Origin of the sequence: Microbacterium sp. HMWF026 (genome assembly GCF_003061325.1) — a bacterium.
GTDB classification, from domain to species: domain Bacteria; phylum Actinomycetota; class Actinomycetes; order Actinomycetales; family Microbacteriaceae; genus Microbacterium; species Microbacterium testaceum_E.
This window is the reverse complement of the sequence record NZ_QAJB01000289.1, coordinates 2,443-8,366: the sequence shown is the minus strand read 5'-3', so window position 1 is coordinate 8,366 and position 5,924 is coordinate 2,443. Positions and strand designations below refer to the sequence as shown.

Here is a 5,924-nt window from a genome sequence, read left to right as displayed (position 1 = left end):
GCACGTGCTCTGGGCCTACACGCACGTGCCCGCGGGCAGTCCCGCCGATCGCGAAGAGGCGGTGGTCCGCCAGATCGAGCGCTTCGCCCCCGGGTTCCGCGACACGGTGCTGGCGTCGTCCTCGCGCACGGCCGTCGACATCGCGGCGTGGAACCCCAACTTCCCCGGCGGAGACATCTCGGCCGGTGCGCCCACGCTCACCCAGCTGCTCGGCCGGCCCGTCTACAGTCCCGACCCGTGGCGCACACCGATGCGCGGTGTCTACCTCTGCTCCTCGTCGGCGAGCCCCGGTCCCGGAGTGCACGGCCTCGCGGGGTGGCAGGCCGCCCTGAGCGCCCTGCGACACGAGTTCGGCACGCGCCTGCGCCCGGGGCTGGCTCCCCGCGACGACCAGCTCTTCACCGCGGCGCGCTGACGGTGCCCGAGGGTGACAGCGTCTTCCGTCTGCGACGCAGATTGGATGCCGCTACCCGCGGTTCCCTCGTGGTCGACGGCGAGGTGCGCTCCGGCACCGCCGCCGGCCGCTCTCTCGCCGGGGTGACGATCTCCGCGTACGACACGCACGGCAAGCACCTACTGACCCGCTTCGACGACGGTCGCACCCTGCACACGCACCTGCGCATGCAGGGCAGCTGGACGATTACGCGGGCGGGGCGGCGCCTGCCGACGGCGGTCCGCGATCAGGCCCGTGTGCGGATGCGACTGGCAGACGGGCGCGAGGTGTGGGGCATCGACCTGCCCGTGGTCGAGCTCGTGCCCACGGCGCGCGAAATAGACGCCGTGGGGTATCTCGGTCCCGATCCGCTGCGGGATGACTGGGATGCCGACGAGGCGGTGCGGCGCCTGTCGCGGCGTCCCGATCGACCCGTCGTCGCCGCGCTCCTGGATCAGACGCGGATGGCGGGCCTCGGCAACCTGTGGGTCAACGAGCTCGCCTTCCTGCGCGGCATCCACCCGTTCGCTCCCATCGGGGCGACCGACCTGCACGCGCTGGTGACGCTCGCCGCGCGGTGCCTGCGTCTGTCGGCCACCGTGCCGGGGATGTACCAGGTCACGACCGGCGACCGTCGCCGCGGTTCGTCGCACTGGGTCGTGGGGCGCGCCGGCCGACCGTGTCTGCGCTGCGGCACCCGGGTGCGGGTGCGCGACGAGGTCGCGAACGACCCGGAGCAGCGGCGGACGTGGTGGTGTCCGCGGTGCCAGCCCTCGCCGTCCGGCGCCGATGTCGGACCCCCGGAGTAGAACGGGACGATGGCCGTCCACCGAGAGAACCTGCTGCGCGTCACCCGCATCTACGCCGAGGACGCCGCGCTCGACCTCGAGCGCGGGCGCGAGATCGTGGCGCGGTGGCCCGAGGCCCGGATCGTCCCGATCGCCTCGCACTGGCAGATCCCCGAGGTGCACGGCGACGAGACGAACGTCGCCCGCTGGGTGCGGATCAAGACCGAGGCGTTGGTGCTGGGCGTCAAGAAGAGCGTGACGACGCGGGTCAACGGCCGCTCCGCCGACTTCATCGCCCCCTCGCTGTCGAACGGCTGCGCCATGGCGTGCGCGTACTGCTACGTGCCCCGACGCAAGGGGTACAGCAACCCCATCACGGTCTTCGCCAACATCGAGCAGATCACTCGGCATCTCGCCCGTCACGTTGCTGCGCGGGGCCCCAAGACCGAACCCAACCAGTGCGACCCCGAGGCGTGGGTCTACGACATCGGCGAGAACGGCGACTGCTCGGTCGACGCGATGATCAGCGAGAACGTGCGCGACGTGTGCGACCTGTTCCGCATGCTCCCCACCGCCAAGGCGTCGTTCGCGACGAAATTCGTCAACCGCGATCTGCTCGACTGGGATCCGGCGGGGCGCACCCGCATCCGCTTCTCGCTCATGCCGGCCGACACCGCGCGCGTGACCGACCTGCGCACCTCGCCGATGGCCGAGCGCATCGCGGCCATCAACGACTTCGTCGACGCCGGGTACGAGGTGCACGTCAACTTCTCGCCCGTGATCCTCACCCCGACGTGGGTGCGCGACTGGTCCGAGTTGTTCGATCAGCTCGACGCCGCCCTGCACCCGCGGGCGAAGGCGCAGCTCGCGTGCGAGGTCATCTTCCTCACGCACAACGAGGGGTTGCACGAGGTCAACCTGGGGTGGCACCCCAAGGGCGAGGATCTGCTCTGGACCCCCGCGATGCAAGAAGAGAAGAGGTCGCAGAACGGGGCGGTCAACGTTCGGTACCGGCATCCCCTCAAGGCCGAGAGTGTGGCCGCGCTCACCGCGCTCATCGCCGAGAAGCTGCCGTACTGCCGGGTGCGCTATGCGTTCTGAATGCGCCCGGACAGCGATCGACCCCGGGGCCGTGAGGCACCCGGGGTCGTCGGTCAGCTGATGTCGCCGGTGGGGGAGTCGTCCGTCGATGCGGCGTCGTCCGCGTCGCGCTGAGCGGCGGCACCCTCTTCGGGCGATTCGCTGCCCGCGCCGTTCGCGTCCTGGTCCGGGGCGTCGTCTGCGCGGCCGTCGTGCGGGGTCATGGGGTTCCCTTCGTCGAGTGGACTGCGACCGTGACACGGCTCGCCGGCCGTGTCCAGGGGGTCGACGCGCGGTCAGAGCGGGGTGACCCCGTACCGGGCGGTGAAGTCGGCGGTCGCGGCCTCTTCGAAGGCGTCGGCGTCGTCGCGCAGATCGCCCTCGGCGGTGCCGTTCACAGGTAGGGCGCCAGGGCGCCGGCGGTCAGGGCGAAGGCCAGGGCCGTCCCCCCGACGGCGGTGGCGGTCACGAGCGCGGCGCGCTCGAGGCGAGCCCGGTGCCGCGTGTTCGCGGGATGCGCCGTGGTGCGCAGGGACGACTTGGCCGTGTCGAGAGCGTCGTAGCGGCCGATCGGGATGCCGTGGGCATCGCGCGACACGAACCCGCCGGCGACGGCGTCGACGCACCCGAAGTATTCGCCGCCGCGGTGGGCGACCCAGTAGCCGGTGTCGACTGCGGCCCACGTCACGCGGGCAGAGGTGAGGGCGGTGGTGGCGGAGGACATGTCAGGCGGCGACCGAGAGCGAGCGACGGCGGGCGGCCGGGGCGGCGGCGCGGACCGGGGTGCGCGGCGCCGCGTCGGCGGCGGGGATCTCGGCGGTCAGGTCGACGACGAGTCCCGCGGAGGAGTTGGCCATGTCGGCCATGTTCTTCAGCGCGGTGGCGTTCAGCGACTCGGGCTCGGCGGAGTCGAAGACGAAGCGCAGCGGGATCGCGGGCTGCAGCCACAGGGTGGAACGACCGGGGGTGCCGTCGACGTGCGTCCAGCTGAGGGTGAAGCTCTCGGAGCGACGGAGCTTGGTGGTCGCGACCACCTTGAGGTGGGAGAGCAGGCGGTCGGGGATGGTGATCGACTCGGTAGACGTGCCGTAGAACAGGTGGCCCATGGGGAACTCCCTTCGGAAGCGATTAGCTGCGTGTAGAACATACTCGTTTAGTAACTAGTTTGTCTAACTATTTGTTTCGTTGTATAGTTGCGGGACGAGCGGGGAGGAGTGTGCCATGACAGACGTCGAAACCACGTCCCGCGAACCCGCCACCACGGCGCCGGACGACGAGGTCACGTACTGGTACGGCGACGAGCCCGCCGACCGTCGGCGTCGCAGCAAGGCCGTCCTCGAGGCACTGCGCATCTATCGCGCGGCCGAGGTCGCCATGCGGCGTCGCACCCGCGACTCGATGTCGATGGGCGAGAACGAGCTGCTCGTCCTGCGCTACCTGCTGCGCGACAAGTCGAGGCGTGTCCGCCCGGGCGAGCTCACCCGGTATCTCGGGTTGTCGACCGCGTCGACCACGGCCATCCTCGATCGTCTCGAGCGGTCCGGTCACATCGTGCGCAGCGCCAACCCCGACGATCGTCGGAGCATCTTCATCGAGTCGACGCCGCGCGCCGATGCCGAGGTGCGTCAGACCCTAGGCAACATGCACGATCGCATGCTCGCGGCCGTCATCGACATGACGCCCGACGAGTCGGCCGCCGTGGTGGCCTTCCTGCACCGCATGAGCGACGCCGTCGACGGTGTCGCGGTCGAACCGTCCGCGAACGAGACCCCGCAGATCGAGTCCCCGTGATCTACGTGCTCGTCGGCGGCCCGCGCGACGGACAGCACGTGGACGACCTGCCTCGCGGCTACCGCCTCTCGCTCGGCGATCCCCAGCCCGAACCCTTCGGGGAATTCGACACGGTGCGTGCGATCTGGTTCGAACTCGACGAGGCGATGTTCCGCAGCGCGCAGCGACGGGACTGAGTCGTACCCCACCCGGCGCGTCAGGGCAACCCGCGTGGATCGGCGGTAATCGTCGCGCAAGCTCGGACCATGAGAAGCGTGACCTATGCCGGTGAAACCGTGACGACCACCGACGACGTCGCGCAGTCGCTCGTCGAGCTGACCGCCGCGGTGGCGAAAGAGGGGCAGGCCGAGGCCGTGCACATCCCGATCGTCACCGACGAGAAGAAGGTCGCCCAGGCGGAGCTCGTCATCGGCGTCGGCAACGACGTGCTGTCCTCCCCGGTCGAATGGAACGACGAGGAACCGGACTTCTCGCGCGCCGCCGAGGAGCTGAAGAGCCACCGCCTGTTCCCGCGCCCGCACCTGCGCGCCGTGGAGCCGGATCGGGATGCCGACGGCGAGCCGATCGACTGGGACTTCGACCAGCCGACCCGGGCCTGAGACGTCACCCGACGTTCATCCGAGTTCATCCTCTCGGAGGATGTGTTCGTCCCCGCCCTCCCTCAGCATGGGGTGACGCCCGCGATCCGCGCGGGCGTCGAACGCCCGGAGTGGAGAGTCATGACGCCCGATCGCCACGGTGCCCTCGCACCCGCCCCCGTCGCGCCCACCGAGTCTCTCGACCCGAGAGAGCGCCAGCGTGCGTGGATCCGGCTCGCTAGGACCCGCCTCGCCGCCTTCGTCCGCAGTTCCGCGAGCGAGGTCGACCAGGCCACCCGAGAAGCCGAATCGGCGCTGCGGGCGGCGGTGTCGTCCGGAACCGGGATCGAGACCCTCTCGGCCGAGCTCGAGGTCAGCCCCCGGGCGTTGCGGGCGATCGTCGACGGATCGGTGCCGCTGCGCAGTCTCCACCCCGACGACAGCCTGCGTCCCGCCTGAGCGCGAACCGCGCAACCGCCCGCGCCGTCCGTGACGGGGTTACGCTCATCCCTGACGTGCGTGGCGAGGAGGCGGCGGGATGAGCGAGCGCAGATTCGAGTGGGGCGGGCTCAGCGCCGACCGCGCCGACTACGTCACGGCCGCCGAAGCGCTCGCCATGCTCGAGGTCCTCGTCATCGCTCAGGCGGATCTGGCGGTGACGACCGAGCTGCGAGACGGTGCGGCCTGGGCGCGGTTCTCGCGCGGTGACCGGTGGGCGTTGGTGTCGACGCCCGGCTCGCGGTGGTTCTCGGTCGAGACCGACACGGGCCACCGCATGCAGCTCGTCGACGCGTCCTCGTCCAAGGATCAGAGCGCGCAACTTCTCGCCGTCTACGTCGACGTGGCCGAGGCGTACGTCCGCGGCGACGCGGCGCCCGCCCCCGGCCGCGGGCTGGGCGGCTCGATCGTCGCGGTCGACGTCGACGGGCGTGAGGTCATGCTGCGGATGCCGTTCACCCGCCGCGTCCGCGCCCTGTTCCACCACTAGGCCCGATGGGCGCGGCCGGTCAAGCCGGTACGGGCTGAGGGCGGTCGTTGCGAGGCTGGGATCCCCGCAACGAGAGGAACATCATGAGCGATCAGCGCGACGACACGACCCCCGACGAGTCGGCGGACCTCGGCGACGACCCCACGGTCAAGCCCAGCCAGGAGAACGACGTCGACGAAGAAGCCAAGGCCCCGTCCAAGGACGACCCGAACGCCGACCACCAGGCCACCGGAATCGGTGTCATCGGCGACGAGTGACGCCGCGCG

Annotated in this window: 12 protein-coding genes; 9 read left to right on the top strand and 3 right to left on the bottom strand. The window is 70.7% G+C overall.

Features of this window, described 5'->3' with window-relative positions; translation table 11 throughout:
* The 3 genes from DBR36_RS11145 to DBR36_RS11135 all read left to right on the top strand — a co-directional run.
* Positions 1 to 415, top strand: a 415-nt coding sequence (locus tag DBR36_RS11145; RefSeq protein ID WP_375136075.1) for a phytoene desaturase family protein, incomplete at its 5' end; no start/stop codon positions are given.
* A gap of 2 nt (positions 416 to 417) precedes the next feature.
* Positions 418 to 1,242, top strand: coding sequence for a DNA-formamidopyrimidine glycosylase family protein (locus DBR36_RS11140; RefSeq protein ID WP_108319384.1), 825 nt, complete (start codon positions 418 to 420; stop codon positions 1,240 to 1,242).
* A gap of 9 nt (positions 1,243 to 1,251) precedes the next feature.
* The gene (locus DBR36_RS11135) at positions 1,252 to 2,322 is read left to right on the top strand and encodes a spore photoproduct lyase family protein (RefSeq protein WP_108319382.1); all 1,071 of its coding nucleotides are present in this window, start codon (positions 1,252 to 1,254) and stop codon (positions 2,320 to 2,322) included.
* A gap of 53 nt (positions 2,323 to 2,375) precedes the next feature.
* Here the strand turns inward: DBR36_RS11135 and DBR36_RS17765 are convergent, their stop codons facing one another.
* From DBR36_RS17765 to DBR36_RS11125, 3 genes are all read right to left on the bottom strand, one after another.
* Entirely contained in the window at positions 2,376 to 2,525 is a 150-nt protein-coding gene (locus tag DBR36_RS17765) for a hypothetical protein (RefSeq protein ID WP_165801253.1), read from the bottom strand.
* Positions 2,526 to 2,695: 170 nt separating this feature from the next.
* On the bottom strand, positions 2,696 to 3,025 hold the full coding sequence (locus DBR36_RS11130; RefSeq protein WP_108319380.1) for a hypothetical protein: 330 nt from the start codon (positions 3,023 to 3,025) through the stop codon (positions 2,696 to 2,698).
* Position 3,026: 1 nt separating this feature from the next.
* Positions 3,027 to 3,407, bottom strand: coding sequence for a hypothetical protein (locus DBR36_RS11125; protein ID WP_108319378.1), 381 nt, complete (start codon positions 3,405 to 3,407; stop codon positions 3,027 to 3,029).
* Between the two features lie 115 nt (positions 3,408 to 3,522).
* Between DBR36_RS11125 and DBR36_RS11120 the strand changes: the two genes are divergently transcribed.
* The 6 genes from DBR36_RS11120 to DBR36_RS17760 all read left to right on the top strand — a co-directional run bounded on the left by DBR36_RS11120 (position 3,523) and on the right by DBR36_RS17760 (position 5,915).
* A complete protein-coding gene (locus DBR36_RS11120; RefSeq protein ID WP_108319376.1) occupies positions 3,523 to 4,092 on the top strand; it encodes a MarR family winged helix-turn-helix transcriptional regulator in 570 nt (189 codons plus the stop codon).
* The gene (locus DBR36_RS11115; protein ID WP_108319373.1) at positions 4,089 to 4,268 is read left to right on the top strand and encodes a hypothetical protein; all 180 of its coding nucleotides are present in this window, start codon (positions 4,089 to 4,091) and stop codon (positions 4,266 to 4,268) included. Before DBR36_RS11120 ends, DBR36_RS11115 begins: the two co-directional genes overlap by 4 nt.
* A 69-nt stretch (positions 4,269 to 4,337) precedes the next feature.
* Positions 4,338 to 4,691: a hypothetical protein gene (locus tag DBR36_RS11110; RefSeq protein WP_258222750.1), complete on the top strand. Its 354-nt coding sequence runs from the start codon at positions 4,338 to 4,340 to the stop codon at positions 4,689 to 4,691.
* A 120-nt stretch (positions 4,692 to 4,811) separates the two neighbouring features.
* A complete protein-coding gene (locus DBR36_RS11105; RefSeq protein WP_108319369.1) occupies positions 4,812 to 5,129 on the top strand; it encodes a hypothetical protein in 318 nt (105 codons plus the stop codon).
* Between the two features lie 79 nt (positions 5,130 to 5,208).
* Positions 5,209 to 5,658, top strand: a complete 450-nt coding sequence (locus DBR36_RS11100) for a hypothetical protein (RefSeq protein WP_108319367.1) — start codon at positions 5,209 to 5,211, stop codon at positions 5,656 to 5,658.
* A gap of 83 nt (positions 5,659 to 5,741) precedes the next feature.
* Positions 5,742 to 5,915, top strand: a complete 174-nt coding sequence (locus DBR36_RS17760; protein ID WP_165801271.1) for a hypothetical protein — start codon at positions 5,742 to 5,744, stop codon at positions 5,913 to 5,915.
* Positions 5,916 to 5,924 lie beyond the last annotated feature (9 nt).

What these genes read in the sequence shown, in the direction of transcription:
- DBR36_RS11135 (WP_108319382.1), top strand. Translation starts at nt 1,252, where the DNA reads ATGGCCGTCCACCGAGAGAACCTGCTGCGCGTCACCCGCATCTACGCC.
- DBR36_RS11130 (WP_108319380.1), bottom strand. Translation starts at nt 3,025, where the DNA reads ATGTCCTCCGCCACCACCGCCCTCACCTCTGCCCGCGTGACGTGGGCC.
- DBR36_RS11105 (WP_108319369.1), top strand. Translation starts at nt 4,812, where the DNA reads ATGACGCCCGATCGCCACGGTGCCCTCGCACCCGCCCCCGTCGCGCCC.
- DBR36_RS11125 (WP_108319378.1), bottom strand. Translation starts at nt 3,407, where the DNA reads ATGGGCCACCTGTTCTACGGCACGTCTACCGAGTCGATCACCATCCCC.
- DBR36_RS17760 (WP_165801271.1), top strand. Translation starts at nt 5,742, where the DNA reads ATGAGCGATCAGCGCGACGACACGACCCCCGACGAGTCGGCGGACCTC.
- DBR36_RS17765 (WP_165801253.1), bottom strand. Translation starts at nt 2,525, where the DNA reads ATGACCCCGCACGACGGCCGCGCAGACGACGCCCCGGACCAGGACGCG.
- DBR36_RS11110 (WP_258222750.1), top strand. Translation starts at nt 4,338, where the DNA reads ATGAGAAGCGTGACCTATGCCGGTGAAACCGTGACGACCACCGACGAC.
- DBR36_RS11120 (WP_108319376.1), top strand. Translation starts at nt 3,523, where the DNA reads ATGACAGACGTCGAAACCACGTCCCGCGAACCCGCCACCACGGCGCCG.
- DBR36_RS11100 (WP_108319367.1), top strand. Translation starts at nt 5,209, where the DNA reads ATGAGCGAGCGCAGATTCGAGTGGGGCGGGCTCAGCGCCGACCGCGCC.